The following is a 26962-nucleotide window of genomic DNA, read 5'->3' as shown; positions in this document are numbered from 1 at the left end:
TCACTGGCCTGGATCAATATTTCGCCGGGCGATATCGCCTAACGTAAATGATCCAGGCCTTTGCTGAGGCATGAACTACAGTGCTTCACGCGCACCTTGTTGCGCTGACGAAGTAGCTGCGTCGACGCCCCTCACAGCCACGATAAATGCGTCGACCCGGTGTAGTGCAGCAAGGAGCTGACACCACCTCAACCGAACTCTCACGGATGAACATAGTAATGCACTGCCAAGAAAGAACCTTCGATATCCAGCCGTTGGCGCAGGCGGACATGACCGTCCACATCAACGGTCAAGCGGTCACCGCCGCCATCGGCGAAACCGTCCTCAGCGTTATCCAGTCCCTCGGCGTTCGCCAGATTGCCCGCAACGATCACGACCAGATCACCGGCGCCTATTGCGGCATGGGCGTGTGCCAGTGCTGTCTGGTGAAAATCAATGGCCGGCACAAACGCCGTGCCTGTCAGACCGTGGTGCGCGACGGCATGGAGATTGAAACCCAGGTCAACCGCATCACCACGCAAGAGGTGATCGTATGAGCCAGCAACCGGTCATCGTCGGCGGCGGCCCGGCGGGGATGGCGGCGGCCATCGAACTGGCGCGCCACGGCGTGCGCTGCACCTTGCTCGAAGAAGCTTCGCGCCTCGGCGGTGTGGTCTATCGCGGGCCGTTGCGTGATGGCGTGCAACTGGATTATCTCGGCCCGCGTTACTCCGAAGCACTGGGCAAACTGCACGGTGATTTTCAGGAACAGGCCGGGCTGATCGACGTGCGCCTCAACCATCGCGTGGTCGGCGCCGAAGGCACCCGCGCGCTGGTGGTGCTCGATGGCGACGAGCAGTTACACGAGATCGAGTATCCGCAATTGCTCCTGGCTGCCGGTTGTCATGAACGCAGCGTGCCGTTTCCGGGCTGGACGTTGCCGGGGGTGATCATGCTCGGCGGTCTGCAACTGCAAATCAAAAGTGGCGTGGTCAAGCCGCAAGGGCCGGTGATCATCGCCGGCACCGGGCCGTTGCTGCCGCTGGTGGCGACGCAGTTGCATGCGTCGGGCGTCAGCGTCGCGGGCGTGTATGAGGCTTGCGCGTTCGGCAAGATTGCCCGCGAAAGTCTGGCGCTGCTGAACAAACCGCAATTGTTCCTCGATGGTTTGAGCATGCTCGCCTACCTGAAACTGCACGGTATCTCGATGAACTACGGCTGGGGCGTGGTCGAGGCGCATGGCGAGGGCGAGCTGAAAAGCGTCAGCGTCGCGCCTTACTCGGCCACGTGGGAACCGGACATGAGCCGCGTCGAGCGCTTCGAAGCCAAGACCCTCGCGGTCGGTTATGGCTTTATTCCGCGCACCCAACTGAGTCAGCAGATGGGCCTGGATCATGGCTTCAGTGACGACGGTTACCTGCGCGCCAACGCCAACGTCTGGCAGCAAAGCAATGAGCCGCACGTGCATCTGGCCGGCGACATGGGCGGGATTCGCGGTGGAGAAGCGGCGATGCTTGCTGGCAAGATCGCCGCAACCTCGATTCTCCTGCAACGCGGCGTGCTCGAGGAGGAATTGGCGCGTGTGCGTCGCGACCGCTACTTGAGCAAACTCAAAGCCATCGTGCGCTTTCGCGCTGCCGTGGATCGTTACACCGAACGCGGTGTCGGCCAGACCGCATTACCTGCCGCTGACACGGTTATCTGCCGTTGCGAGCACGCCACCCGCGCCGACATCGACCTGGCGCTGGAGCAAGGCGTGCAAGACATCGCCAGCCTGAAAATGCGCACCCGCGTAAGCATGGGCGATTGCCAGGGGCGCATGTGCGTCGGCTACTGCAGCGATCGCTTGCGTCAGGCTACCGGGCGCAAGGACGTCGGTTGGTTGCGCCCGCGTTTTCCGATTGATCCGATTCCTTTTTCCGCGTTCCAGTCCGTTGGCACGGAGGCCGCTGCCCATGAGTAAGTTCTACGACGTGATCATTGCCGGCGGCGGCGTGATCGGGGCGTCCTGCGCCTATCAATTGTCCAAGCGCAAAAACCTCAAGGTCGCGCTGATCGATGCCAAGCGCCCGGGCAACGCCACCCGTGCTTCTGCCGGTGGTTTGTGGGCGATCGGTGAGTCGGTCGGCCTCGGTTGCGGGGTGATTTTCTTCCGCATGATGTCGGCCAACCGCAAGCGCGAAACCCAGGGCGCGGCGGTGGCAGTGGACGCAAGCACGCCGCACATTCTGCCGGAGTCATTCTTCGATTTCGCCCTGCAGTCCAACGCGCTGTACCCGGCGCTGCACCGTGAGCTGAAAGACAACCACGGCATGGATTTCAAGTTCGAAAAGACCGGGTTGAAATTCGTCATTTACGACGATGAAGACCGGCTCTACGCCGAGCACATCGTCGGCTGCATTCCGCACCTGGCCGATCAGGTGCGCTGGCTCGACCAAGCGGCGCTACGCGAGTCTGAACCGAGCGTCAGCCACGAAGCACGCGGGGCACTGGAGTTTCTCTGCGATCACCAGGTCAGCCCGTTCCGCCTCGCCGATGCCTACATGGAAGGTGCACGGCAGAACGGCGTCGACATCTTCGTCAACACCAACGTCACCGGTGTGTTGCATCACGGCAGTCGCGTCACCGGTGTGCAGACGGCCGAGGAGGGCGTGTTCCACTGCAAGACGCTGATCAACGCCGGCGGTGCCTGGGCGGCTGATCTGAGCGAATGGGCGACGGGCATTCGCATCCCGGTGAAACCGGTGAAGGGCCAGATTCTGCTCACCGAGCGCATGCCGAAGATTCTCAACGGCTGCCTGACCACCAGCGACTGCTACGTGGCGCAGAAGGACAACGGCGAGATCCTGATTGGCAGCACCACCGAAGACAAAGGCTTCGACGTCACCACCACCTACCCGGAAATCGCCGGGCTGGTGCAGGGGGCGGTGCGCTGCCTGCCGGAACTCAAGGACGTCAATCTGAAACGCACCTGGGCGGGTTTGCGTCCGGGTTCGCCGGATGAGTTGCCGATTCTCGGGCCGATGCGCGGGGTGGAAGGGTATTTGAATGCCTGCGGACACTTCCGCACCGGCATTCTGACCTCGGCGATTACCGGTGTGTTGCTGGACAAACTGGTCAACGATGAACCGTTGCCGCTGGATATCACACCGTTTCTGGCGGACCGCTTTGAGGTGGCGCCGGTCAAGCAAGTGCTGGAACTGGAACTGGTCTGACCTTGGCAAGATGATCGTTCCCACGCTCCGCGTGGGAATGCCTCAAGGGACGCTCCGCGTTCCAGCTCGCGAATTGGAACGCAGAGCGTCCCGGGCTGTATTCCCACGCGGAGCGTGGGAACAATCGGGAGTGGCTCAGGTGTTGCGGGATTCTTCTTCCAGCTGGTCCGATTCAAACAACCGCGCCAGTTCCGCCCGGGCTTCCTGGGCGGTTTGCAGGACTTTGGCGGCGTCGTCGTAGACCGCGTGTTGCGCCTCCAGCACCTGTTCGTCGTGATGCTTGAAGCGCTTGATCCGCGCATCGGCCTGGGCCTGGGTCAAACCAAGTCCCACCAAGGTACGCCGGCTCATTTCCAGGCTCGAATAATAAGTCTCACGAATCGCTTCCGCGCCAACATCGACCAAACGGTGCACGTGCTGACGGTTACGTGCCCGAGCGATGATCTTCATGTGCGGATACAGCTTGCGCACCACCTCGGCGGTCTTGATGTTGGTCTCCGGATCGTCCGTGGCAATCACGAAATATTCCGCCTCGCCGACCTTGGCGGCATTGAGGATTTCCGGGCGCATCGGGTCGCCGTAGAACACCGGCACACCGCCAAAACTGCGCGACAGTTCAATGGTTTCCACCGAGGTGTCCAGCGCGACGAACTTGATGTTCTGCGCACGCAGAATCCGCGCGACGATCTGGCCCATCCGGCCCATGCCGGCGATCACCACACGCGGAGTGTCGGTGTCGATCTCGCGGTATTTTTCCGGCACTTCCACCGGCTGCACTTTCGGGCTGACCAGCCGCGCGCAGATCAACAGCAACAACGGCGTGACCGCCATCGACAGGGTGATGGTCAGCACCAGCAGGTCGTACAGACGCGGCTCAAACAGGCCCTGATCGCGACCGATCTTGAACACCACAAAGGCGAATTCACCACCCGCCGCCAAGACGATACCGAGGCGAATCGCACTGACCTTGTTCAAGCCACCGGCCAGACGCCCGACGACGAACAGCAGCGGCAGTTTCAGCCCGATCAACAGCAGCGTCAGCCCCAACACGGTGATCGGCGCGCTGAGCAGCAAGCTGAGGTTGGCGCCCATGCCGACGCTGATGAAAAACAGCCCGAGCAGCAGACCTTTGAACGGCTCGATCTGCGCTTCCAGTTCATGGCGATATTCCGAATCCGCCAACAGCAGACCGGCGAGAAACGCCCCCAGCGCCATCGACACACCGACCAGATCCATCAACCACGCCGTGCCGATCACCACCAGCAACGCCGTAGCCGTCGACACTTCCGGCAGACCGGTTTTCGCCACCACGCGGAACACCGGACGCAACAGATAACGCCCACCAACCACGACCACGGCGATACCGCCGAGCACCTGCAACGCATGGTTCAGGCTTTCCGCGTTACTGGTGTCGTGAGCACCACCCGCCAGCATCGGCACCAGTGCGATCAACGGGATCGCGGCGATGTCCTGAAAAAGCAGAATCGCGAACGCCAGTCGCCCATGGGGGCTGGTCAGCTCCTTGCGCTCGGCCAGACTTTGCAGACCGAATGCCGTCGAGGACAGCGCCAGACCAAGGCCGAGGACGATCGCACTGTTCAGCGGTTGGCCAAACACCGACAGCGCCAGCACGCCGATCACCGAAGCCGTCAGCAACACCTGCGCCAGACCAACGCCGAACACCGATTTGCGCATCACCCACAAGCGTCGCGGCGACAGCTCAAGCCCAATGATGAACAGCAGCAACACCACGCCCAGTTCGGAAATATGCGCGACGCTTTGCGGGTTGCCGATCAGACCCAAAACCGACGGGCCGATGATCACCCCGGCAAACAGATAACCGAGCACGGCGCCCAGTTGCAGACGTTTGGCCAAAGGCACGGTGAGCACGGCCGCGAACAGAAAGACGACAGCGGCTTGCAACAGATTGCCTTCATGGGGCATGGGGGGTTACTCCTGACAACGGTACGGCGGGGGTGACAAGGATAAGGGCTACAGCGACTTTTCATCCACCGAAGATCCCCTGTAGGAGCTGTCGAGTGCAACGAGGCTGCGATCTTTTGATCTTGCTTTTGCCTTCGAAGAATCAAGATCAAAAGATCGCAGCCTGCGGCAGCTCCTACAGGGGATCTTCATGTGGTCTGTAATAAATTGCATCAATTGGTTACATTCATAACCTCTACGAATCAATCCCCCGAGTCCCGCCATGGCCATCAACTTCGACCTTAACGACCTGCAAGCCTTTCGCGCCGTGGTCGAGCAGGGCAGTTTTCGCAAGGCCGCCGACACCGTGCGCCTGTCGCAACCGGCGTTGAGCCGGCGCATTGAAAAGCTCGAAGACGCCCTCGGCGTGAAACTCTTCGAACGCACCACGCGCAAGGTCAGCCTGACCCAGGCCGGACGCGGCTTCATGCCCAGCGTCGAGCGTTTGCTCGATGATCTCGACGTCGCGTTATTGGGCATCAGCGAAGTCGCATCGACCCGTTTGGGCCATGTCACCGTCGCCTGCGTGCCTTCGGCGGCGTACTACTTCATGCCCCGCGTGGTTGCGCGCTATCACCAGCAATTCCCACGGATCAAAGTCAAAGTGCTCGACTCCAGTGCGCACGATGTCTTGAGTGCGGTGGTCAACGGCGAGGCGGATTTCGGCTTGAGTTTCCTCGGCACGCAGGATGCCAAAATCGAGTTCGAACCGCTTGTGCAGGAGTGCTACGTCGTCGCTTGTCGCCGCGATCACCCGCTGGCTGGGCGCAGCAGTGTGAGCTGGGACGAGTTCTATCAGCAGGATTACATCTCGCTCGACAAGACCTCCGGCAACCGCTTTCTGCTCGATCAGGCGTTGAGCAGCGTAGTGCCGCAGCGTTCGAGCATCTGCGAAACCCGTCATGTGACAACGATGATCGGTCTGGTGGAGGCGGGGTTGGGGGTGGCGGCGGTGCCGCTGATGGCGATGCCGGGGCCGGATCATCCGATCCTGACGCGGGTGCCGTTGACCGACCCGCAAGTGATGCGCAGTGTCGGCATCATCAAGCGCCGGGGTCGTACGTTGACCCCGGCTGCATTGGAACTGGAGCGGCTGGTGGTGGAAATGAAAGTCCAGCCGCCAATTGTCAGCGCTTGACCGAGTCCAGTCCGGTGGCCTGCACGTCAGCTTGTGCGGCCGGCGCGGCGAGGTAGGCGAGCAGGGCTTTGGCTTCTTCAGGATGCTGTGCGCCGACCGGAATCCCGGCGGCAAAACGCGTCACCGACTGTACCGATTCCGGAATCTTCGCCACGAAACTCACGCCCGGCACCGGCAGCAATTCGCTGACCTGCTGGAAGCCCAGTTGATAGTCGCCAGTGGCAACCACCGAGCCGACCGGGATTTTCGGGATCATTTTTGCCTTCGGCTTCAGCTGATCTTCGATCCCCAGTTTCTTGAACAACTGCTGCTCGATGTAGACGCCGCTGGCGCTGTCGGAGTAGGCCACTGACTGCGCGTCGAGCAGGGTTTTCTTCAGGCCGTCGACACTGCTGATGTCCGGTTTCGGCGCGCCTTCGCGCACCACCAGGCCGATCCGCGAATCGGCCAGCTCAACGCGCGAGGCCGGGTCGACCTTGCCTTGCTTGATCAGGTCATCGAGGGCGTAGCCGACCATGATCACCACGTCGGCGTGTTCACCGCGCGCGAGGCGATTAGGGATCGCCTCCGGCGCCTTGCCCATCGACGGGCCGAGGCTGGTGGTCAGTGTGTTGCCGCTGGCGGCAGCGAATTTCGGCCCGAGAATCTTGTAGGCGGCGGTGAAGCCGCCGGAGGTCATCACGCTCAATTCTTCGGCCTGGGCCGCGAGGTTGAACGCGAGACCGGCGAGCAGGGCGGTGACAGTAAACAGTTTTTTCATGGCGAGTTTTCCTCAGGCCGCGACAGGTTGCAGACGACCACCGGCACGGCGGTACAGATAAAGAGTGGCGCACAAGGCACATAGCGCACCGATGCTCATCCAGTAACCTGGAGCGGCTTTGTCGCCGGTGTACTGAATCAGGAAGGTCGACATCGCCGGGGTGAAACCACCGAAAATCGCCGTGGCCAGGCTGTAGGCGAGGGAGAAACCGGCAACGCGCACCTCAACTGGCATGATCTCGGTGAGCGCCGGAATCATTGCGCCGTTGTACAAGCCGTAGATAAACGACAGCCACAACAGCGACAGCAACATGTGGCTGAAGCTCGGCGCCTGCACCAGATACGACAGCGCCGGATAGGTCGTGGCCAGGGCCAGCAGCGACATGGCGATCAGCACCGGACGACGGCCGATACGGTCGGACAACAGGCCACCAATCGGCAGCCAGAAGAAGTTCGACACACCGACCAGCAGCGTCACCAACAGTGCATCGGAGGTGCTCAGGTGCAGCACGGTTTTGCCGAAGGTCGGCGCGTACACGGTGATCAGGTAAAACGCGGTGGTGGTCAGCGCGACCATCAACATGCCGCCGAGTACCACACCCCAGTTCTGACCGAGGGTGCGGAACACTTCGCCCATGCTCGGGCGGTGTTTGCGTGCGGCGAACTCTTCGGTTTCCGCCAGGTTACGGCGCAGGAAAAAGATAAACGGCACGATCATGCAGCCGACGAAAAACGGAATCCGCCAGCCCCAATCGGCCACCACATCCGGCGCCATCCACGCGTTCAGCGCATAGCCCAAAGCGGCGGCGACGATGATCGCCACTTGCTGACTGGCCGACTGCCAAGCGGTGAAGAAACCTTTGCGACCCGGTGTGGCGATCTCGGCGAGATACACCGACACGCCGCCCAATTCCGCCCCAGCCGAGAAGCCCTGCAGCAAGCGCCCGATCAACACCAGTGCCGGCGCAAACAGGCCGATGCTTTCGTAACCGGGCACCAGCACGATCAATATCGTGCCGCTGGCCATGATCGACAGGGTGACGATCAAACCTTTACGCCGACCGACATCATCGATGTACGCACCGAGCACGATGGCGCCCAGCGGACGCATCAAAAAGCCTGCGCCGAACACCGCAAAGGTCATCATCAGGGAGGCGAACTCACTGCTCGCCGGGAAGAACACCGCCGCGATCTGCGTGGCATAGAAGCCGAACAGGAAGAAATCGAACTGTTCGAGGAAGTTGCCCGAGGTCACCCGGAAAATGGCACCGGCCCGCGAGCCGTTGTGAGGGATTGAGGCTGTCATAGAAAAGTACTCCACCGCTTTTATGACGTGCGCGACGGGAGGGCGGCGCACGGTTTTTATTGAGGTGGATGGTGGCGCAGGTGTAACAGGATGTTAATTGCATTGTTGGCATGGATTGATGTGCAAAGTGGATCAATGGGTTTTTTGGGTACAAATCCATTGCTGTTGTAACGGCTGTTTATGGTTTCGCCACACCAGCCCTCTCCCGAGGGAGAGGGAGCCGATTTCGGTTGGTTTTGAAACTTGCATTCGGCTCGGTATCGCACGTCGGCGCACTTCTGCCAAACACCTCGGTCAGTCCCCTCTCCCTCCGGGAGAGGGCTAGGGTGAGGGGCTCTTGATTTCCTCTAGCGCCCATCCCAGCAAAAAAAGGAATGATTCCCGAACCCGGCAGTCCGAGTTCAGGTAGCACACATCTCTGGAGGTTCACCGATGAACAGCAAAACCCTAATCGCCAGCCTGGCCCTCGTCGCCGGCATTGCCGGGATCAGCCCACTTGTTCAAGCGGCGCAATCCTCAAATGAGCAAGCCGTGCAATCCCCGACCAGCGACCGCGAATTGAAGGTCAACGACCGCGCCCCGGATATTTATCAGCGCAGTGAAAAAGCCATCGACTGGAAAACCAAGGGCCTGAAAAAACCTGTTGAGCAGGCGCAGTGGGTACAGATCAATGACCAGTACGTCATGGTGATGATCACCAACGGCACCATTGTCGAGATGAAGCCGGTCCCGCGTTAAACCTCCGGCAACAATCAGCCATGGACGGTTGATTGCAATCGAGCGCCGTTCGGGTAAAACCCGTGGGGCGTTTCGAGTGAAAGGAAGTCAGGAGCAACAGGTTGGAAAAGAAACCGCTGTATCGCAAAGAAAACACCACCGCCCATAACGTCTGGCGCAACAACCCAGGCGGGCACTACCGCGATCAACGAAACACCAAAGCGCAAAGCCGCAGCGAGGCCACGCGCGGCTCGATGCATGGCATCAAACACCACGGCTACGACTACACGCCGTTGTTTCGTTTTCTGTTATCCCGAGTCGGCGGTCATTGGGATGAGATTTTCAGCGAAGCGGTATCTCGCCTTGATCGGCCAGAGCCGGTGTTCTGGATGGTTGCCATCCACGAAGACGATCGCAAGGACATTGTGCGACTGGGCGAGTCGGCCTACTTCAACGGCCTGTTCGTCGATGAGCAAAAGCAGCTGCAAATCGTCAATCCGCAGCTGAGTGTCGAAGAGATGAAGCCTCATTGCCGGTGTTGCACGCATACCTTCAATGGCATTCTGTTTGGCCTGCCTGCGGACTGATCGAGCTACTCGACCCGAACGTGATTCATCACCTGCCCACCCCCCAACCGATACTGATTATTGCCACTGCGCTTGGCCTCATACATCGCCAGATCGGCAATGTGCAGCAAGCGATCCATCGCCGTCGCATGGTCCGGAAACACCGCCACCCCGAGGCTGGTGCCGATGTGGCGCTGGTCGTTGCCGATGCTGATCGGGGGCGACAGTTCGATGAAGATTTTCTGGCAGATACTGCGGGCTTCGTCCTGCAAACTCAGGTTCGGCGCCAGGCCTTGCAGGATCACCACAAACTCATCACCGCCAATGCGCGCGACGGTGTCGGTGGCGCGCAGAATGCGTTTCAGTCGCGTGGCCGTGGTGATCAGCACGCGGTCGCCGGCGGCATGGCCGTAGCGATCGTTGATGGTTTTGAAACCGTTGAGGTCGATGAATACCAGTGCGACGCGGGTCTCGGTCTGCCGCGCGTGATCCAGCGCTTCCGACAAGCGTTGCTCCAGCACCAGGCGATTAGGCAGGCCGGTCAGCGGATCGAAGTGGGCGAGGTGCTGCAGGTAGCTGGCCGAGGCTTTTTCTTCGGTGATGTCGCGCACCACGCCCATCATTTTCACCACCGCATCGTGGTCGTTGTGCACCACGTTGCCGGTTTCCCGCAGCCAGCGAATCGTGCCGTCGGGCCAGACCACGCGGTATTCCTCATCATGGTTTTCGCCGGTTTCAAGACAGCGCAACTCACCTTCGCGCACTTTGGTGCGGTCGTCCGGATGGACGCAGGAGCAGAACAGAGCATAGGACGGGGTGATTTCGCCGATCTTGAACCCGAACATGCCGTAAATCGCATCCGACCAGTACAGCCGATCCGTGTCGACTTCCCAATCCCAAGTGCCGATGCGCGCAAAGTACTGGCTGCGTTTGAAACGCTCGACGTCGCCGTCCTGCTGAATGCGTTGGCCATCGGCGGCCCGCGTCAGCAAATCCCGGTACTGCGCAAGCTGCCTGCGCAAACCGCGTTCGCGCCACAGCAGCAGGGCGATGATGGCCAGCATGATCGCGCCCACGGCAAGGCTGATCCAGAACAGAGTCATTCGGGCGCTGCCAGCATGGCGGGTCGATCCGTGGGATAGTGGCGGTTGGCTATGTTAATGCTTCGTTACTCGGTTCGGATACCACGTTGATCTGCGCTTGCAGGTTGCCAATCACCGGCATTTCTGGGAAAACGGCGGCCAGCCGAACAATAGAGTGAATGTTATGAATGATGAACTGCAGGTAATCGATCTTCAGGTCGGCGAAGGCAAAGCCGCCGTCAAAGGCGCGCTGATCACCACCCAATACACCGGATGGCTGGAAGACGGCAGCGAGTTCGATTCTTCCTACAGCCGAGGCAAACCTTTCCAGTGCGTGATTGGCACCGGGCGGGTGATCAAGGGTTGGGATCAGGGCTTGATGGGCATGCAGGTGGGGGGCAAACGTAAATTGCTGGTGCCGGCGCATCTGGGGTATGGCGAACGGACGATGGGCAAGATCCCGCCGAATTCGAATCTGGTGTTTGAGATTGAGTTGTTGGAAGTGCTGACGCGGGAGGATTGAGGTGGGGGGCGTCGATTTGGATGAAGTCCGTTACTTCATCCAAATGCCGTCAGGGTGGATCAGGTGAATACGTCTATATCGTCAAGCGTGTCTTCGATGATTCCTTGCAGTGAAGGGTGCGTTTGCTTGGCTGATTCGAGTGCCGCAAAAACTGTTTCAGTATCCAGTTCGCCATGTCGGCGAGCGATGTGCCCGAGTGCAGTAGCCGCAGCGGCCACAATTGCTTCGGTTTTGCTGGCGAGCTGTTTCAGGCAGATGTCCTGAGCCCAGTTTCTATCGGTTTCATTCAGGCCAATGGATACGAGTGCGGTGATTACGTTTGCATCCGTGTCGCTGGAAAGTAGGCGAATGGCCTCGTCATGGCTAATAGATGGATCTTGATAGATGAGGCTCACTTTGCATCTCCCAGGATTCTGCCTTTGTTGTCTACTTTTTTAGCCTTGATCAGCGCATTTTTCATATCTTGGTGAAGTTTATCCCATGGCCTTACGTGGCCGTGATAGACATCTCCACCCGTGCGATCGAAGACGACTAGCTCATTTGTTTCTGGATCAATTCCGATTCTACGTGGTGATGTAGGTTTGACCTGAACCGAGTTTTCTAGCGCTTCCTGACCATTGGTTGGTCCTTTACTTTTTATGGGTGTATCTGTTTTTCCGTGGTAACTGGCTGCATCGAACTCAAGCGCCAAAACAATATAAAGGGGTTTAATTCCCGAGTTTGGAGGAAAAACAAGGATGAAATCTCGGTACTCAGGCGGGTAAACCGGATTAACGATGAGCTTGTCCGCTTGCTCAGTCGGCGGATAAATCCAGATCTGGGGAATTTGCGGTGCGCCTTCCAGCGGTGGAATTTCCGATGTACTGCTTGTGTCTACGGCGGGAGTCCAAATCAGTGTTGCCCCATTACCGAAATCTGCGACTTGCTGGGTGCCTTGCTTCACGAACCGTACGACAGGAATCATCTCCCAATCGCTGCGCGTCTGGGTGTTGTACCCATATCCTTTCAAGGTGCCGTCGGCTTGTTGTTTTAAACGCAATCGGACACGAGTGCGACCTTTCTCAAGCGATTTAAGTTGTTCTTCTGTGTATAGCGAGCTGTCGCCCAAACTCGAAGGCCAAAGCAGAGCAACCATGCCGAGCAATGCACCAGCGACAACACCTCCCGTCACTGCACTTGCACCACTCACTGCACTTGCGCCTGGGCTTGCAGTGGTAGTCGTAGCTAATAAAAGCGTTCCTGCCGCAGCGGGAAAATTACGGCCTCCTACTTTTTTCAGCGGGATGTTGCCAGCAGTGTCTCGTTCGCGGCCGCCCAACAAAGACAACTCTCCAAAATCAGCCAACTTCTCGACCGGAATAAATCCGGTACTACTGACATGGTTGATTACACCATCCGGAAGTTGGCAGCTTTTAGCGAACACGCAACCTTTTGCATCGGGCATAGGCTGTTGTGGCTGTTTGATTTGGCTATTTTCGTAAGCTTGCTGTCTGGCAAGCATGTCGTCATAGGCGGTTTGTCTAGCTTCCCGCTCTGCCAACTCGCTGTCGGTCATGTAGCGGCTAGTGATGTGGTGTCCGTCACCGGCCGGTGGATTTTGAACCCGAGGTCTGTCTGTCTTTCGCGCCATGAGCGTCCTTGTTCTATCGTCAGAAAACGATGCGGACGCTAAATGAATGGGCGTTTGATGGATGTAGGACGGGTCTGAAATTGCGACAGTTGTTACAAGTGTAAAAAATCAGGATGGGTACATCGGCAGGTACGCCAACTCGCTCGGGCCTTCCTATGGTCTGGTTTTCAGATATTTGTCAGCAGAAAGAACGCCATCGCGAGCAGGCTCACTCCTACAGTTGATCGCGGATGCTCATGGGATTTGAGTGCGCCGCAGATCTAGTGTGGGAGCGAGCCTGCTCGCGAAGAACGATCACGCGGTCAATCAGGCTGCGTGGGCCATTTCGGCCAGTGTGTCGGCCACGGTTTTTTGCAGTGAGGGGAACCGGCGGGTTACGCGGCGCAGTGCGGGTAGCACGGCGTCGATTTCCAGTTCATCGAGTTGGGGAAGGACGGTGACGGCGGAGGCGACGATGGTTTCGCGTTCGCTTTCGAACAGCACCAGGCAGGCGTTTTGTGCCCAGCGTCCGTCCCGCTCGTTGAAGCCCATGGCCACCAGTGCCGCGACGACTTGTGCATCGGTTTTGTTGGACATGTTTATTGCCTCAGGGCGGGTTCGATTTTGTCGAGGGCGCGGTTGACCGCGAGTTCGCCGAGCATGACCACTTGCTGGATGCCGAGCACGGTGTTGCGGTAGGGCGAGTCGAGCAGGGCGGCGAAGTCGCTGAGCATGACGCTGGCCGAAGCCATGGATTCGCAGGCGTGGGCCATGAGGTCTTCGGCGCCGGTGTTCGGGTCGACGAGGAACATGGTGCTGGGTCTGCGCGGTGGTGACGGCGGTGTGGGTTTCAGATAGTGATCGAGGGCGCGTTCGGCGGCTTCGTGGAGTTTTCTGGAGCCCGGTTCGGAATAGGGGGACGTTGGATTTGGATCTATTTCCGCTTCTGTTTCGGGCGGATTCGGAGTGATTTTGAACATATGCTAGGAAACCTCAATGAGGCTGACACCGTTTGCGACTAAACATTGGGTGGCAGCTATACGCAGGTTAGTCGACCGGCCTCCTAGCTAAACCGGCGCGCTCGAAAGCGCCCTGCGCATAGCCGCCATTGAGTGCAGGCATGGAAATGCCAGACTGAATAACAGCTTGCTAGCTAGAGATGACACCGAGCGACTAAACCCGATCACTGAACATTCAGTGACGCGAACCAAGTTACCGGTGACCTCCAAGCCGCACAAGCCGGCGGATTCTGGCGTAGTTGTAGGCAAAGGCGCAAGGCGCTGTAGCCTTGTGGCTGATGTCTAAATGATGCTGCGTTTGACTGGGCGCCTTCGCGAGCAAGCTCGCTCCCACAGGGGAACGCATTCCAAACTGTGGGAGCGAGCCTGCTCGCGAAGGCGCCTGCAAAATCACCTCAGGATTCAACCCTCACGCCCCGCCCAAACCGCTCCCGATAAACCGACGGCGGCACCCCCACCACCCCACGAAAAGCCACACGAAAACTCTCCACCGACCGATAACCGCAACGCTCGGCAATCTGCTCGGTGTTATGCGGCGTACTCTCCAACAACTCCCGCGCCCGCGCCAAGCGTTCATGTTGCAACCACGCCTTCGGCGACTGCCCACTGGCCTCGGTAAAACGCCGCAGAAACGTGCGCTCACTCATCGCCGCTTCACTGGCCAGATCACGCACCTCCAGCGGTTCATGTAAACGCTCGCGCGCCCACTGCATCACCCGTGACAGATCGTTGCGCGGCGTCGGGCTGACCGGGGTTGGAATGAACTGCGCCTGGCCGCCAGTACGCTGTGGCGACATCACCAGTCGCCGCGCCACCGAGTTGGCGACTTGCGTGCCGAAGTCCCGCGCCACCAGATGCAGGCAGGCATCGATTCCGGCGGCGCTGCCGGCCGAGGTGATCAACTGCCCGGAGTCGACGTAAAGCACATCGGCATCGACCGCAATTGCCGGGAAGCGCTGCGCCAGTTCTGCCGCGTAACGCCAATGGGTGGTGGCGCCGTGGCCGTCGAGCAGGCCGGTGGCCGCCAGCACAAATACACCGGAACAAATCGACAGTAATCGCGCACCTCGGGCATGGGCCTGGCACAGCGCGTCGATCAATGCTGGAGGCACCTCCGCGTTGCGATCACGCCAGCCGGGAATGATGATGGTGCGCGCTTCGGCCAACAATTCCAGACCGCCATCGGCCAGCACCTGAATACCGCCCAAGGCGCGCATCGGGCCTTGATCGACCGCCGCAATGGCGTGGGTGTACCACGGGAAATCGAACTCCGGCCGGGTCAGGCCGAAGACCTCCACGGCGATGCCAAACTCGAATGTGCAGAGGCCGTCGTAGGCCAGAATCGCAACCAGACCTGGTGATGTCGGCATTTGGCGGAAAATTCCCGGTGAGTGTCTTGTGCGCCACTGTAGCCGCAAGCGACCGCTCGATAAAGTCTGTTCACACCCGTTCAGATAAAGGAGCAACACCCATGGTCAGCCTGGTTCGCGACATTCCTGCGGCGCCGTCGGCGATCGCCCTGATGCACTTCAGTAATCGTCTGACCTTCGAAACCGATTGTTCCGACGTCTTCAGTAGCCAAGAGGCCGGCGAGATTGATTTTGTCCTTGTCGATGTCCGTGGTCCGCTGGCCTTTGAGCGCGGGCATGTACCGGGCGCGATCAATATCCCGAACCGGTTACTGACGGCGGCGGAGCTGGCGATCTACCCGAAAACCACTCTGTTTGTGGTCTATTGCGCCGGCCCGCACTGCAACGGCGCGAACAAGGCAGCGGTGAAACTGGCAGCGCTGGGGTATCCGGTCAAGGAGATGATCGGCGGGGTTACCGGATGGCTGGATGAAGGCTTTCAACTGAGCGTTGAGCAAGTCGGCAAAACCGCCATCGGCTGCGAATGCTGACGTTCTTTTAAGAGAAATCGTGAGCAAAAAAAGCGCTTGTCCTACAGCCTTTGCACCACGACGGCGCACCCGTTGACCCCGGTCAATCGGTGCGCCGATCTTTCATAAGTATTTGTCGCTTAAACACAATTTACCCTGTGCGCGCCGCCATAGACTGCCGGCCACTTCGGTGTTTGTAGCCAATTGGCCATGACCGAACGCTGAATCGAAAGCTGCCAATAAAAGCCTCCGCACACAGGAGTTATAAATGAAGAAGCTAGTGATGTTCGGTGCCCTGGCACTGTCGATGTTGTCCCTGACCGCCGTGGCCGAAGACGCCAAGCCGATCCGCATCGGTATCGAAGCCGGTTACCCGCCATTCTCGATGAAAACCCCTGACGGCAAACTCGCCGGTTTCGACGTCGATATCGGCGATGCGTTGTGCGCGCAGATGAAAGTCAAATGCACCTGGGTCGAGCAGGAATTCGATGGCCTGATCCCGGCGCTGAAAGTGAAGAAGATCGACGCGATTCTGTCGTCGATGACCATCACCGATGACCGCAAGAAAAACGTCGATTTCACCATCAAGTACTACCACACCCCGGCGCGCTTCGTGATGAAGGAAGGCTCCGGTGTCAAAGACCCGCTGACCGAACTCAAGGGCAAGAAAGTCGGTGTGCTGCGCGCCAGCACCCACGACCGTTACGCCACCGAAGTGCTGGTGCCGGCCGGGATCGAGCTGGTGCGTTACGGCTCGCAGCAGGAAGCCAACCTCGACATGGTTTCCGGGCGTATCGACGCGATGCTGGCCGACTCGGTCAACCTCAGCGATGGTTTCCTGAAAACCGACGCCGGCAAAGGTTTTGAATTCGTTGGCCCGACCTACGAAGACGCCAAGTACTTCGGCGGCGGCGCCGGCATTGCAGTGCGCAAGGGCGATACCGCGCTGGCCGAGCAATTCAACAAAGCCATCAGCGAAATCCGCGCCAATGGCGAGTACAAGAAAGTCCAGGACAAGTACTTCGACTTTGACGTGTACGGCCATTAATACGCCGTAGAAAAAAGTGGCCCCGTTTGCGCGGTGGCCACTTTTTTATGCTTTCTTTCTACAGATGGAGATCCCTGTGGGAGCGAGCTTGCTCGCGAATACGGTTTAACATTCAACATCTTTATTGACTGTCAAATTGCATTCGCGAGCAAGCTCGCTCCCACAGGGATCTCATTGATCCAGATCTACCAGACTGCAGGAGTCTTCCCATGCAACGCATCGACCATGTTCTGCCCTGGAGCCACTTGGGCAGCGAGCGCTCGCTCAGCGTGTTTCGCTATGGCGCGGGCACCCGCAAGGTGTACATCCAGGCCAGCCTGCATGCCGATGAACTGCCGGGCATGCGCACCGCGTGGGAACTCAAGCAACGCCTCAATGAACTGGAACAGCAAGGCCGTTTGCAGGGCGTGATCGAGCTGGTGCCGGTGGCCAACCCGATCGGCCTCGATCAACACGTGCAAGGCGCGCACATGGGCCGCTTCGAACTGGGCAGCGGCAAGAATTTCAACCGCGCTTTCGTCGAACTCAGTGCCCCGGTCGCGGCGTTGATCGGTGAGCGTCTGGGCACTGATGCCGAGGCCAACGTTGCACTGATCCGCCAAACCATGGGCCAGGTATTCGATGAACTGCCGGCGCCGGCCTCGCAACTGGAAGCCTTGCATCGCCTGTTGCTGCGCCATGCCTGCGATGCCGACATCACCCTCGATTTGCATTGTGATTTCGACGCGGCGATTCACTTGTACGCGCTGCCGCAGCACTGGCCACAGTGGCAATCGCTGGCGGCGCGCTTGAAGGCCGGCGTGGCGCTGCTGTGTGAAGATTCCGGTGGCAGCTCGTTCGATGAATCCTGCTCGACGCCATGGTTGCGTCTGGCGCGGGCATTTCCCAATGCTGCAATTCCGGCGGCGAATCGGGCGACCACGCTGGAACTGGGCAGCATGGGCGACACCCGGGTCGATCAGGCGCAGGCCAATTGTGAGGCGATTCTCGGTTTCCTCGCCGAGCAGGGTTTTATCAGCGGCGAGTGGCCGGCGGCACCGAGCGAGTGCTGCGAAGGCCTGCCGTTCGAGGGCACCGAATACCTGTTCGCGCCGCACCATGGTGTGGTGAGTTTCCTGCGCAATGCTGGCGAGTGGGTGGAGCAGGGCGATGCGTTGTTCGAGGTGGTCGATCCGTTGCAGGATCGCGTGACCACTGTGCGCGCCGGTACCAGCGGGGTGTTGTTTGCGCTGGATCGTGGGCGCTACACCGAGCCGGGGATCTGGCAGGCAAAAGTGGCGGGGCGGGTGGCGTTTCGTACAGGGAAATTAACCAACGACTGACGGATCTTCGTTGGGGCTAATGACCTCATCGCGAGCAGGCTCACTCCTACAGGGGGAACGCATTCCAAATGTAGGAGTGAGCCTGCTCGCGATGGCGGCATCAGCAACACCACCGAATTTGGATCCTCGCCGCAGGATGTTAGGCTCCCCCCGAACCCGACACTCTGTGAAAGGAAGGCTCTATGTTGAAGGTCTTTGCTCTCTTGACCCTGCTGGCGTCCACCGCCGTGCAGGCGCAAACCACGCTGCAATCCGATCTGCCACTTAAGTACATCGAACAGGTGCACGCCGACGCCGAGACGCGACCGCTGGTGATTTTCCTGCACGGCTACGGCAGTAACGAAGCCGATCTGATCGGCATGAAATTCCAACTGCCGGCGCAATACAACTACCTGTCGGTGCAGGCGCCGTTGTCGTTGGGCGAAGGACGTTTCCAGTGGTTTCGCAAGAAAGGCGAAGGTGCCTACAACGGCGAGACCGATGATCTGAAGGTCAGTGGGCAGAAGCTGCGCGACTTTGTCGCGCAAGCGGCGCAGAAATATCACACCACCCCGAGCAAGGTGTACCTGATCGGCTTCAGCCAGGGCGCGATGATGACCTACGAGGTGGGGCTGCGGCCGCCAGTCGCTGTCGGCGGGATCGCTGCGTTGAGCGGGCGTTTATTGCCAGTGTTGAAAGCTGAACTCAAAGGCGAGCAGCAGCCGTTGCCGCTGAGTATCTTTATCGGCCACGGCACCGCCGATGATCCGGTGCCGTATAAAAACGGCACCGAGGCCAACACGCAACTACAGAAACTCGGTTACAAGCCGCAGTTCCATGCCTATCCCGGCGTCGGCCACAGTATCAGTGCGGCCGAGCTGCGCGACTTGAGTGGCTGGCTGCAGCAGCTCAATCCTTGAGGATGGTTTTCACCAAAGCATCGTGACCTTTCTTGTCGCTGGCGCGGGAGATCACCTGCACCAACGCCATCTTCGTGCCGGAGCCGGCCATCAGCGTAGTGTTGAGGGTCTGACCACCGCCCTGGGTCGCGGTGCTGTCGACCTGACGCAAGCCAAGACCGGTGCCTTTTTGGGTCAGGCTTTTTTCGCTGAGTTTGTTGAAATCCGGCAGAGCCTTGCGTTGGTCTTCGATGAAACTCGACACGCTGCCGTCGAGGAACTGCCCGTCGTTGTCCTTGACGTGCTGGCCTTCGGGAATCTTGTTCTCAGCGGTAATGACCACGGTCTTCGTGGCCTCGTTGGTGTACATCGTGCCTTTGGTTCCGCTCGGGCTGGTCGGCAGCGGGTCGGCGACGAAACCTTTAGGCAACACAAAGGTGAACTTGCCCTCGAGCATCGAGACTTTCTCGGTGCCGGCATTTTTCTTGGCCGCTTGCGCGTGGAGGGCGCCGAAACCGGCGAGGGCCGCCACCAGCAGGACGACGGCTTTTTTGCTCAACAATGACATGTGAATCTCCGGTGGATGGTCGCGCGAGGCGGGCGATCATCCCACGGAGGGGGGCGGGCGTTCCAGCGCGAATCGTCTGACCGGTTACTGCGCCTGCGCTTTCGCCAGCGGACGGGCCAACAACCGCTTGGTCACACCGAGCATCGCCACCGACACCGCAACACCTACGGCAAATCCGCTCAGCCCCATGTTCGGTAAGGTCAGTGCCGAGACCAGACAAAACGCGGAGAACGAATACATGCCGGTCGCCGTCGCCCGTAACAATGCGGCGGTAAATGCCGGGCCGCGCGTCTGTTGCGAGAACACTGCCATCACACTGCCGAGCACCGGGAACACCGCGAGCAAACCGCTCCAGCGCTCGCCGACGGTGCTGGCCAGCATCGTCACCACCAGCGTCAACGCGGCACCGGCGATCATTCGCCAGATCAGTTTGTCCGACTTCGGCGCCGGACCGTTGAGCACCGGTTGCACCGCAGGAAACAGATACGGCGATGCCAACAACGCAACCGTCGCGGCTGCCACCGAAAACGGCAGCGACGCCGGGATCAGCGACAACACCCAAGCAATGACGGCCCACACCGACAGCGACGCCGTCAGCGCCAACGGCCAGTTCGCCCGTTGCGCGACCTGCGCATAGGTGATGCAGAACGCAATCATCGCGAACATCGCCGATAACGCCGCCACCGCTGACTGTGCGGCAAACGCCGGACCCTGCTCGATGGCGAGGAAAAACAGAATCGGCCCGACCACCACCGGCAATCCCGACAGCCACCCGGCCACGCTCGGCCCCCAGCGTTTGCCCGCCAGGGATATCAGCAGCAGAAAACCGGGAATCAGCAGCAGTTTGAGGATCAGCACGCAGGTGTCTCCGTCCGTTGAGGGTAGGCCACGGTAGCATTGTCGATCGGCGATTGCTGCCTATGTGCGCAGTTTTTGTATACAAAGTATCGGGAGCGATACCCGGCTATGCTGTGTGTATCAGGATTTACCGGAGTCGATGCCGCGATGAGAAGAACACCGAAGCTGGTGCGAGGATGCTGCGGCATCGGCTTGTGGGCGTTGTTGCTGACGCCGACCTGGGCCAATTGGCAGGACGCCGTGCCCGGCGCGCAGATCATCGGCACCGGCGATTACAGCGTGTTCGGTTTCGATGTCTACAACGCGCGATTGTGGAGTGCCGCGCGGCCCTTGGTCGACGGTCAGCCATTTGCGCTGGAGTTGATCTACCGCCGCAACATCTCCCGCGATGATCTGGTCAAGGCCAGCGTCGACGAAATCAAACGGCTGGCCGGTGCCCGCGTCAGCCCGGCGCAATTGGCCGGGTGGCAGGTACAGATGCAGCAATCGTTTGTCGATGTGCAGGCCGGCACGCGGATTACCGGGGTGTATCTGCCGGGGCAGGGCGCGCGGTTTTTTGTCGGTCAGCAGTTGCAGCATGAGATCGATGATCCGCTGTTTGCCCGCGCATTTTTTGATATCTGGCTGGATCCGCGCACACGCAGTCCCGAGCTGCGCGAACAGTTGTTGGGGGTGAGTCGATAGATTTTTTTGCGCTTCAAGGCTCAGGCGGAAACCTCTAAGCTGCGTCTTTTCGACTTGTTTCTGGATCTGTGCGTGAAATTCAGTTTGCCCAAAATCGCCACCGCGCCGTTTTGCCCGCCGGAAGTGGCCGGCAGTGTTGCGGTGGATCCCAGCGCCTCGTTCTTCAAGCGCGTGCTGCGTTTCGCCGGCCCCGGCTTGCTGGTGTCGATTGGCTACATGGACCCGGGCAACTGGGCCACGGCGATCGAGGCCGGTTCACGCTTTGGCTACAGTCTGTTGTTTGTGGTGTTGCTGGCGAGTCTGGCCGGCATGGTCGTGCAGTGCCTGTGTTCGCGGTTGGGCATCGCCACCGGGCGCGATCTGGCGCAACTGTCCCGCGAGCGCTACAGCACGCCGACCGCACGGCTGCAGTGGGTGTTGGCGGAAATCTCGATCATCGCCACCGATCTGGCTGAAGTGCTGGGTTGTGCGCTGGCGTTTCATTTGTTGCTCGGCTGTTCGCTGACCTTCGGCATTGCCCTGACCGCGTTCGACACCTTGCTGGTGCTGGCCCTGCAAAATCGCGGTTTCCGCCGTCTGGAAGCAATCATGCTGGTATTGGTCGCGACCATCGGCGTGTGTTTCTTCGTTGAACTGCTGCTGATCAAACCCTACTGGCCGGACGTCGCCCAAGGTTTCAAACCGTCGCTGGCGGCGATTGGCGAAGCGGCGCCGTTGTACCTGGCCATCGGTATTCTCGGTGCGACAGTGATGCCGCATAACCTCTACCTGCACACCTCGATCGTGCAGACGCGGATGATCGGCAAGGACCTCGCCAGCAAGCAGGACGCGGTGAAACTGGCGCGCATCGACACCATCGGTTCGCTGGCCCTGGCGTTGCTGGTCAACGCGGCGATTCTGATTCTCGCGGCGGCAGCGTTCCACCAGTCCGGGCACACCGACGTGGTGGACATTCAGGACGCTTACCACTTGCTCGATCCGCTGGTCGGTGGGGCGCTGGCCAGCGTGTTGTTCGGCGTCGCGTTGCTGGCGTCGGGGCAGAGTTCGACCTTCACCGGCACCATCGCCGGCCAGGTGATAATGGAGGGTTATCTGAACCTGCGGATCCCGTGCTGGCAGCGGCGCTTGATTACTCGCGGACTGGCGTTGATTCCAGCATTCGTCGGCGTGTGGCTGATGGGCGATAACGCGATCGGCAAATTGCTGGTGTTGAGTCAGGTGGTGTTGAGTCTGCAGTTGCCGTTTGCCTTGTATCCACTCATTCGAATGACTAACGACAAACAACTGATGGGGCCGTTTGTGAATCGCTGGCCGACACGGGTGTTGGCGTGGGGGTTGTTTGTGGTGATCAGCGGCGCTAACAGCTGGTTGATTTTGCAGTGGGCGGTTTGAGCCATATTTTGCAGTGACTGGGCTAGCCTCTTCGCGAGCAGGCTCGCTCCCACAGTTTTCAAGGTGATTTCAACAGTGTGTACACCTCGTAACCTTGTGGGAGCGAGCCTGCTCGCGAATGCGGAGTTTCAGGCGCCGACATCGCTAAACATTGGAACGCGCCCATTGAGCGAAGGCCGGTAGTGCCAGTTCAAGCGATTCAGATCGATGCCACGCCCAAGTATTTCCCTCACCGTCGCCCCGGCAATACTCATCGCCAGCGCTTGCCCCGGACACTGATGCCGGCCACTGCCAAAACTGAAACTGCGGCGGTTGGCGCGCTGTGGCAGAAACTGCTCCGGCTGTTCGTTGAGCGCCGGATCTCGATTGGCCGAGGCCAGCAGCACCAGAATCACATCGCCCGCTTCGACACGCACACCGGCAATCTCACAGGACGCAGCGACAAAGCGCCGGGTGTTCTGCACGGGCGGGTCGAAGCGCTGGACTTCGCTAAGCAATGCTTCGATGGATTCGCCGCGCAACGCTGGCTGCTGACGTAGCGCCAGCAGCGTATTGCCGATCAGGCCGGCGCAGGCTTCGAACGTCTGTGAACAGAGGCCGATCAGGTTGGCGATCAAGGTTTCCTCATCGCCGGTGAAGCGCTGCTGGATTGCACTGAGCAACGGGCTGGCCGGCTCGGCGAGCAATTCGATGAAGTCACCGCGCAGTTGTTCAGCCGCCGCCTCTGCTGCGGCCAGTTGCAGGTCATTGCTCAACGGCGACAGGCAGGCAACGAAATCCGCCGTCAATTCACTGATCGCCCGCGCTTGCGCCGGGGTGAACCCCAGCAGCGCCGCGACCACGCACACCGGGCCACGAAGCATTGCCTTGTACATCCCGTCGGCGTCCGCTGTGATCAGCCGCGCGGCGACCAGTCTGTCGACGGCCTCAAGGTCGAGCGAGGCCAACTCAGGCTCAATGGCAGCGCGCGGGCAGCGCTGGCGTTCACCGTCATTCATCCGCATCAGTTGGCCGAAGACTTTGCCGGCCATGCCTTTTGCAATCGCTTTGGGCACTGGCTCCTGCGCCGGACGCACCCGGCAATTGGCGTGGGCCAACACCGCACACACCGCCCGGGCACTGCTGGCGACCCACAGTTTCAGCTCTGGATGAAACGTCAGTCCACCTGCTGCGCGCAGTTCGGCGTAGTAGGGATAAGGATCGGCGTGCGTTGCGGCGCTGATCGGGTTCATGGTTTGCATCCTTGTCGGCGGGGAAAGTGTTGCTACTATCTCCACTGCGCAACGACGATGATTCGTCCGGGAGCGAACTATGCACGCAGAACATCAAGACATCGGCGTTTCCCAAGTGGCCGCCGCCATCGCCGAGCCGGCGCGAACGAAAATCCTCTGTTCGCTGATGGACGGCCACGCCCGCACCAGCACTGAATTGGCGACGATCGCCGAAGTCAGCGCCTCGACCGCCAGCGTGCACCTGGCGAAACTCAAGGACCTGGCACTGCTGCGCCTGCATGTGCAGGGCCGTCATCGCTATTACAGCCTCGCCGATCAGCGCGTGGCGCAGGCGCTGGAAGCGTTGATGGTGATTGGCCAGAACGCCGCGCCAACGTTCAAGGCGCACACCCCGGATCGCCTGCAATTCGCCCGCACTTGCTATGACCACATGGCCGGAACGCTGGCGGTGTTGCTGCACGACCGTTTGCTCGAGGCTGGTTGGTTGGTGGCAAGCGACGAGCAGGCGTATCGTTTGAGTGACACCGGCGAGGCGTTGTTTCTTGGTTTGGGAATAGACGTGCAGGATTTGACCAGCCTGCGCCGCAAGTTTGCCTGCCCGTGCCTGGACTGGAGCATGCGCCGGCCGCATCTTGGTGGTTCGCTGGGGGCGGCGCTGTTGCAGACCGCGTTGAAGCGCAAGTGGGTGACCCAGGATCTGGACAGTCGGGCGCTGGCGTTGACGGCGCTGGGGCGCAAGGAGATCGGTGCGCGGTTTGGCGTTGAGTGGCCGGTAGACGGGCAGATCAAAAGATCGCAGCCTGTGGCAACTCCTACAGGAATCGCGTACACCCGATAAATCTTGACCCGACCCAATCCATGTAGGAGCTGCCGAAGGCTGCGATCTTTGATCTTGACCTTCTGACCGACGAGGGGCGCATCTGCCACCTTGTATCACCGCTGCCGACGCTATACTGTATATACAAACAGTATAGAGCCCGCGCCATGCAAATCATCGACAAGCTGAGCATCCTCGCCGACGCCGCCAAGTACGACGCCTCCTGCGCGAGCAGCGGCGCGCCCAAGCGCAGCTCCGAGGGCAAGAGCGGGCTGGGCTCGACAGATGGCATGGGCATCTGCCACAGCTACACGCCGGACGGGCGCTGCGTGTCGTTGTTGAAGATTCTGCTGACCAATTTCTGCCTTTACGATTGCCAGTATTGCGTCAACCGCCGCTCCAGCGATGTTCCGCGCGCTCGTTTCACCCCCGAGGAAGTCGTGGCGCTGACCATGGATTTCTACCGGCGTAACTGCGTCAGCGGGCTGTTTCTCAGTTCGGGGATCATTCGTTCGGCGGACTACACCATGGAGCAACTGGTGCGGGTGGCGAAGCTGCTGCGTGAAGAGCATGAGTTTCGCGGGTACATCCATCTCAAGACCATTCCCGAAGCCGATCCGGCATTGATTGAAGAGGCTGGCCGCTACGCCGATCGCCTGAGCGTCAACATCGAACTGCCCACCGATGCCAGCCTGCAAGTGCTGGCACCGGAGAAGGACATCACTTCGATCAAACAGGCGATGAACACCATCTACACTGGCGTGCAGACCGTGTTGAACGAACCGCGCTCCGCCAAGTTCGCCCCGGCCGGGCAGAGCACGCAACTGATTGTCGGCGCCGACGACACCGATGACAGCACCATCCTCCACAGCGCCCAGGCCTTGTACGGCAATTTCCGTTTGCGCCGGGTCTACTATTCGGCCTTCAGCCCGATTCCCGACAGCCCGAAAAGCGTGCCGCTGGCCGCGCCGCCGCTGATGCGCGAACACCGTTTGTATCAGGCCGATTTTCTCCTGCGCAGCTACGGCTACAGTGCTGATGAATTGCTCAAGGGACCGGGTAATCTGGCGCTGGACATCGACCCGAAACTGGCCTGGGCGTTGCAGAATCGCGAGGTGTTCCCGCTCGATCTGAACCGTGCAGAAGCGTCCCTGATTGCGCGTATTCCCGGTATCGGCTTGCGCACCACCGAACGACTGGTCGAGCTGCGCCGCCAGCGGCGCATCCGTTACGAAGACGTCGCGCGCATGCGCTGCGTGCTGGCCAAAGCCAAGCCGTTCATCATCACCAGCGACTATCACCCGCAGCAGGCCGAGGTCACCAGCCATATGCTTTATCAGCAATTACGTGACCGGCCGATGCCGCAGCAGATGGGGTTGTGGGGATGATCAATCTCGATTGCGACGACCTGTTCGACACCTGGCGCCAGCAGGCGCGCTGGCTGCTAAGCCATGAAGTCGATCCGAGTCTGGTGAGCTGGGCCTCGCAAGGTGTGGGTGATCTGTTTGCCAGTGATGAGCCGGTGCCTGAAGGGCAGGGGCCATTTCAGGCACGTATTCCGCGAGCGCTGCTCGACACCCTGGAACAGGCCTCGCGTTATCGCGGTGATCAACGGTGGAGTTTGCTGTATGAAGTGCTGTGGCGCGTCAGCCACGGCGACCGTACCGCAATGATGGCCGGGGACAAACTCGGCAGCGAGTTGCAGCGACGGATCAAACAAGTGCATCGGGAAGCTCATCATCTGCATGCGTTTGTGCGTTTCATCGAGCGGCCTTCATCCAGCGCGGGTCCGCAATATGTGGCTTGGCATGAGCCGGCCCACGACATTCTGCACAACGCCGGTGAGCATTTCATCGGGCGAATGGGCCGCCATCGCTGGTTGATCGCCACGCCGCGTGACGGGGTTTACTACGATGGCGAGCAACTGATTCATCAGCGTCAATGCCCGCTGGAATGGCAGCAGTTGGCGCAGAACGTCGACGATCCTCATGGTGACCTGTGGCTGACTTATTACAGCCATATCTTTAATCCTGCGCGGTTGAACGAGAAGGTTATGCAGGGGCATTTGCCGGCGCGGTTCTGGAAGAATCTGCCGGAGGGGGAGTTGATTCCGGGGTTGATTACGCAGGCGCGGATGGGTAAGCAGCAGAATGGGCAGGCGAGTGGGATTGCTGATCGGCTTGGTAAACGGATAACGCTGAAAAGCCCCTCACCCTAACCCTCTCCCAAAGGGAGAGGGGACTGACCGAGGTGCTCGGACTTGTGCAGTGGTCTAATTTCCCCGGACACCCCGATAGGTGGAAAATACATCTATCGAGGAGTTATTCATGACTAAAAAACGCAGGGCATTCGACGACAGCTTCAAGCTGCAAGTCGTGAAGATGATCA

Annotated in this window: 28 protein-coding genes; 16 read left to right on the top strand and 12 right to left on the bottom strand. The window is 59.9% G+C overall.

Annotated features, from left to right (window positions below; translation table 11 throughout):
- The first annotated feature begins 218 nt into the window (after positions 1 to 218).
- From hcnA to hcnC, 3 genes are read left to right on the top strand one after another with little or no spacing between them, the layout of a single operon-like run.
- Entirely contained in the window at positions 219 to 536 is a 318-nt protein-coding gene (gene hcnA, locus AC0ZWN_RS25540) for a cyanide-forming glycine dehydrogenase subunit HcnA (RefSeq protein ID WP_257355479.1), read from the top strand.
- Positions 533 to 1942 carry a cyanide-forming glycine dehydrogenase subunit HcnB gene (gene hcnB / locus AC0ZWN_RS25535; protein ID WP_186625299.1) on the top strand — a complete coding sequence of 470 codons (1410 nt, stop codon included), beginning with the start codon at positions 533 to 535 and terminating at the stop codon, positions 1940 to 1942. Before hcnA ends, hcnB begins: the two co-directional genes overlap by 4 nt.
- Complete coding sequence (gene hcnC / locus AC0ZWN_RS25530; RefSeq protein ID WP_093441061.1) at positions 1935 to 3194, top strand: cyanide-forming glycine dehydrogenase subunit HcnC; 1260 nt, start codon at positions 1935 to 1937, stop codon at positions 3192 to 3194. Before hcnB ends, hcnC begins: the two co-directional genes overlap by 8 nt.
- 135 nt (positions 3195 to 3329) lie before the next feature.
- Here hcnC and AC0ZWN_RS25525 read toward each other — a convergent pair whose 3' ends face one another.
- Positions 3330 to 5138, bottom strand: a complete 1809-nt coding sequence (locus tag AC0ZWN_RS25525; RefSeq protein WP_186625316.1) for a monovalent cation:proton antiporter-2 (CPA2) family protein — start codon at positions 5136 to 5138, stop codon at positions 3330 to 3332.
- Between the two features lie 262 nt (positions 5139 to 5400).
- Between AC0ZWN_RS25525 and AC0ZWN_RS25520 the strand changes: the two genes are divergently transcribed.
- Positions 5401 to 6315 carry a LysR family transcriptional regulator gene (locus tag AC0ZWN_RS25520; RefSeq protein WP_320337624.1) on the top strand — a complete coding sequence of 305 codons (915 nt, stop codon included), beginning with the start codon at positions 5401 to 5403 and terminating at the stop codon, positions 6313 to 6315.
- Here the strand turns inward: AC0ZWN_RS25520 and AC0ZWN_RS25515 are convergent.
- Complete coding sequence (locus tag AC0ZWN_RS25515; protein ID WP_099756596.1) at positions 6305 to 7075, bottom strand: substrate-binding domain-containing protein; 771 nt, start codon at positions 7073 to 7075, stop codon at positions 6305 to 6307. The two genes, AC0ZWN_RS25520 and AC0ZWN_RS25515, sit on opposite strands and share 11 nt — an antisense overlap.
- 12 nt (positions 7076 to 7087) lie before the next feature.
- Positions 7088 to 8380 carry an MFS transporter gene (tcuC, locus tag AC0ZWN_RS25510; protein WP_095048013.1) on the bottom strand — a complete coding sequence of 431 codons (1293 nt, stop codon included), beginning with the start codon at positions 8378 to 8380 and terminating at the stop codon, positions 7088 to 7090.
- Positions 8381 to 8812: 432 nt separating this feature from the next.
- Between tcuC and AC0ZWN_RS25505 the strand changes: the two genes are divergently transcribed.
- Together AC0ZWN_RS25505 and AC0ZWN_RS25500 are read left to right on the top strand one after the other, a co-directional pair.
- Positions 8813 to 9118 carry an RcnB family protein gene (locus AC0ZWN_RS25505; protein WP_476337091.1) on the top strand — a complete coding sequence of 102 codons (306 nt, stop codon included), beginning with the start codon at positions 8813 to 8815 and terminating at the stop codon, positions 9116 to 9118.
- A gap of 101 nt (positions 9119 to 9219) precedes the next feature.
- Positions 9220 to 9684 carry a hypothetical protein gene (locus tag AC0ZWN_RS25500; RefSeq protein ID WP_476337089.1) on the top strand — a complete coding sequence of 155 codons (465 nt, stop codon included), beginning with the start codon at positions 9220 to 9222 and terminating at the stop codon, positions 9682 to 9684.
- A 5-nt stretch (positions 9685 to 9689) separates the two neighbouring features.
- On the opposite strand, the gene AC0ZWN_RS25495 is transcribed toward AC0ZWN_RS25500, so the two are convergent.
- Positions 9690 to 10766 (bottom strand): diguanylate cyclase domain-containing protein, encoded by a 1077-nt coding sequence (locus AC0ZWN_RS25495; RefSeq protein WP_476337088.1) that lies wholly within the window; start codon positions 10764 to 10766, stop codon positions 9690 to 9692.
- A 163-nt stretch (positions 10767 to 10929) separates the two neighbouring features.
- Here AC0ZWN_RS25495 and AC0ZWN_RS25490 point away from each other — a divergent pair, with 163 nt between their 5' ends.
- Complete coding sequence (locus AC0ZWN_RS25490; protein ID WP_053121462.1) at positions 10930 to 11268, top strand: FKBP-type peptidyl-prolyl cis-trans isomerase; 339 nt, start codon at positions 10930 to 10932, stop codon at positions 11266 to 11268.
- Between the two features lie 59 nt (positions 11269 to 11327).
- Here the strand turns inward: AC0ZWN_RS25490 and AC0ZWN_RS25485 are convergent, their stop codons facing one another.
- From AC0ZWN_RS25485 to ftrA, 5 genes are all read right to left on the bottom strand, one after another.
- Positions 11328 to 11663, bottom strand: coding sequence for a hypothetical protein (locus tag AC0ZWN_RS25485; protein ID WP_099756593.1), 336 nt, complete (start codon positions 11661 to 11663; stop codon positions 11328 to 11330).
- Positions 11660 to 12898: an S-type pyocin domain-containing protein gene (locus AC0ZWN_RS25480; RefSeq protein ID WP_476337086.1), complete on the bottom strand. Its 1239-nt coding sequence runs from the start codon at positions 12896 to 12898 to the stop codon at positions 11660 to 11662. The genes AC0ZWN_RS25485 and AC0ZWN_RS25480 overlap by 4 nt, the downstream gene beginning before the upstream one ends.
- A gap of 306 nt (positions 12899 to 13204) precedes the next feature.
- Positions 13205 to 13474, bottom strand: coding sequence for a hypothetical protein (locus tag AC0ZWN_RS25475; RefSeq protein ID WP_007915053.1), 270 nt, complete (start codon positions 13472 to 13474; stop codon positions 13205 to 13207).
- 2 nt (positions 13475 to 13476) lie between these two features.
- Positions 13477 to 13857: a DUF6124 family protein gene (locus AC0ZWN_RS25470; protein WP_331691428.1), complete on the bottom strand. Its 381-nt coding sequence runs from the start codon at positions 13855 to 13857 to the stop codon at positions 13477 to 13479.
- Between the two features lie 434 nt (positions 13858 to 14291).
- Positions 14292 to 15266: a transcriptional regulator FtrA gene (gene ftrA, locus AC0ZWN_RS25465; protein ID WP_476337084.1), complete on the bottom strand. Its 975-nt coding sequence runs from the start codon at positions 15264 to 15266 to the stop codon at positions 14292 to 14294.
- Positions 15267 to 15367: 101 nt separating this feature from the next.
- On the opposite strand from ftrA, the gene AC0ZWN_RS25460 reads away from it, so the two are divergent.
- From AC0ZWN_RS25460 to AC0ZWN_RS25445, 4 genes are all read left to right on the top strand, one after another.
- The gene (locus tag AC0ZWN_RS25460; protein WP_099756590.1) at positions 15368 to 15796 is read left to right on the top strand and encodes a rhodanese-like domain-containing protein; all 429 of its coding nucleotides are present in this window, start codon (positions 15368 to 15370) and stop codon (positions 15794 to 15796) included.
- A gap of 247 nt (positions 15797 to 16043) precedes the next feature.
- Entirely contained in the window at positions 16044 to 16823 is a 780-nt protein-coding gene (locus AC0ZWN_RS25455; RefSeq protein ID WP_476337082.1) for an ABC transporter substrate-binding protein, read from the top strand.
- Positions 16824 to 17032: 209 nt separating this feature from the next.
- Positions 17033 to 18145, top strand: coding sequence for a M14 family metallopeptidase (locus AC0ZWN_RS25450; protein WP_476337080.1), 1113 nt, complete (start codon positions 17033 to 17035; stop codon positions 18143 to 18145).
- A 182-nt stretch (positions 18146 to 18327) separates the two neighbouring features.
- Entirely contained in the window at positions 18328 to 19044 is a 717-nt protein-coding gene (locus AC0ZWN_RS25445; protein ID WP_476337079.1) for an alpha/beta hydrolase, read from the top strand.
- Here the strand turns inward: AC0ZWN_RS25445 and AC0ZWN_RS25440 are convergent.
- Entirely contained in the window at positions 19034 to 19591 is a 558-nt protein-coding gene (locus AC0ZWN_RS25440; RefSeq protein WP_476337077.1) for a DcrB/PsbP domain-containing protein, read from the bottom strand. The two genes, AC0ZWN_RS25445 and AC0ZWN_RS25440, sit on opposite strands and share 11 nt — an antisense overlap.
- 84 nt (positions 19592 to 19675) lie before the next feature.
- Positions 19676 to 20449 (bottom strand): hypothetical protein, encoded by a 774-nt coding sequence (locus AC0ZWN_RS25435; RefSeq protein WP_476337076.1) that lies wholly within the window; start codon positions 20447 to 20449, stop codon positions 19676 to 19678.
- A gap of 147 nt (positions 20450 to 20596) precedes the next feature.
- Here AC0ZWN_RS25435 and AC0ZWN_RS25430 point away from each other — a divergent pair, with 147 nt between their 5' ends.
- Complete coding sequence (locus AC0ZWN_RS25430; RefSeq protein WP_099756586.1) at positions 20597 to 21133, top strand: chalcone isomerase family protein; 537 nt, start codon at positions 20597 to 20599, stop codon at positions 21131 to 21133.
- A gap of 72 nt (positions 21134 to 21205) precedes the next feature.
- Positions 21206 to 22525 carry an Nramp family divalent metal transporter gene (locus AC0ZWN_RS25425; protein ID WP_116255026.1) on the top strand — a complete coding sequence of 440 codons (1320 nt, stop codon included), beginning with the start codon at positions 21206 to 21208 and terminating at the stop codon, positions 22523 to 22525.
- Positions 22526 to 22653: 128 nt separating this feature from the next.
- On the opposite strand, the gene AC0ZWN_RS25420 is transcribed toward AC0ZWN_RS25425, so the two are convergent.
- Positions 22654 to 23757 (bottom strand): cytochrome P450, encoded by a 1104-nt coding sequence (locus AC0ZWN_RS25420; protein ID WP_476337075.1) that lies wholly within the window; start codon positions 23755 to 23757, stop codon positions 22654 to 22656.
- A 79-nt stretch (positions 23758 to 23836) separates the two neighbouring features.
- On the opposite strand from AC0ZWN_RS25420, the gene AC0ZWN_RS25415 reads away from it, so the two are divergent.
- From AC0ZWN_RS25415 to AC0ZWN_RS25405, 3 genes are all read left to right on the top strand, one after another.
- Positions 23837 to 24595, top strand: a complete 759-nt coding sequence (locus AC0ZWN_RS25415; RefSeq protein ID WP_476337073.1) for an ArsR/SmtB family transcription factor — start codon at positions 23837 to 23839, stop codon at positions 24593 to 24595.
- A 146-nt stretch (positions 24596 to 24741) separates the two neighbouring features.
- Complete coding sequence (locus AC0ZWN_RS25410) at positions 24742 to 25962, top strand: putative DNA modification/repair radical SAM protein (protein ID WP_093440974.1); 1221 nt, start codon at positions 24742 to 24744, stop codon at positions 25960 to 25962.
- The gene (locus AC0ZWN_RS25405) at positions 25959 to 26792 is read left to right on the top strand and encodes a TIGR03915 family putative DNA repair protein (RefSeq protein WP_476337072.1); all 834 of its coding nucleotides are present in this window, start codon (positions 25959 to 25961) and stop codon (positions 26790 to 26792) included. Before AC0ZWN_RS25410 ends, AC0ZWN_RS25405 begins: the two co-directional genes overlap by 4 nt.
- Positions 26793 to 26962 lie beyond the last annotated feature (170 nt).

It is taken from the genome of Pseudomonas sp. 3B-A001-10F, assembly GCF_056313565.1.
This window is presented reverse-complemented; position numbering and strand designations above follow the sequence as displayed.